Source organism: Protofrankia sp. Cas8, assembly GCF_963555845.1.
GTDB lineage: Bacteria > Actinomycetota > Actinomycetes > Frankiales > Frankiaceae > Protofrankia.
Map to the genome: position 1 here is coordinate 3,803 of NZ_CAUVXI010000257.1, position 816 is coordinate 4,618.

Consider the following 816-nt stretch of genomic DNA (forward strand, 5'->3'; position numbering starts at 1 on the left):
CCAGACCTTCGACGCGGCCGGGTCGACGCACCAGCCGGCCAGGTCCTGCCGTTCACCGGTCCGGCCATAGAACCCCACGGCAGCCCGGGCCGGATGCAACAGCAGCGCCGGCGACGGCTCCCATTCCTCGATCGCGGGTGTGAACAGCCCGGCCAGCTCCACCGACTCCACCGCCAGCCGAACCGTCGACGCACCAGCCGCAGAATCCGGGATCGGCCGCAAGGACATGCACCGGGGTCGCGCGCAGCCGCCGTTCGGCGAACCGGCCCGTCCGCACGATCAGCACACCGATCAGCAGCCCGCCGGCGAACAGCCCCGCCCCCGACATCCCCGACCACGGCGAGGCTTCACCCGGCGGCGGCTCGGCCGGGAACTCACCGACGATCAGGTCGTAGCGGCGGGCACCCTCATCCACCCCCGGGTTCACATGCCCGGTGACATGCTCACGGACCCGCTCGTCACCGTCGCGCAGACTCCGCGGAAAGCCCTGCGCCTCCGCCGACACATCCCCGGCCTGCCCCGTCAACCGCCCCCACCGCACCGCCGGCAGCACGGGCGGCACCCACCCGCTCCCGCAGATCTCCACCAAGGCCGCGTCCACCGCCGCCGCCGGATCCGACCACACCAGCCTCGCGTCCCACCAGCGTTGCGACCCCGACAGCCGCACCGACACCGCGTCCAGCAGCCGGCCGTCGGCCTCGGCCACCACATGCGCGGCCGTCAGCACCAGCCGACCGGTGACCAGCAGCCCCGACCCCACCGACACCTCATCCGCCGACAACCGGGCCCGCACCGCGACCACCCGACCCGCCGGCA

General features: G+C 74.0%; 1 protein-coding gene. It reads right to left on the reverse strand.

Going from position 1 to position 816, the window contains the following annotated elements:
- Nucleotides 1-52 precede the first annotated feature (52 nt).
- Nucleotides 53-816: serine protease (locus U9977_RS24405; protein ID WP_322751621.1), on the reverse strand; the 764-nt coding region annotated here is incomplete at its 5' end.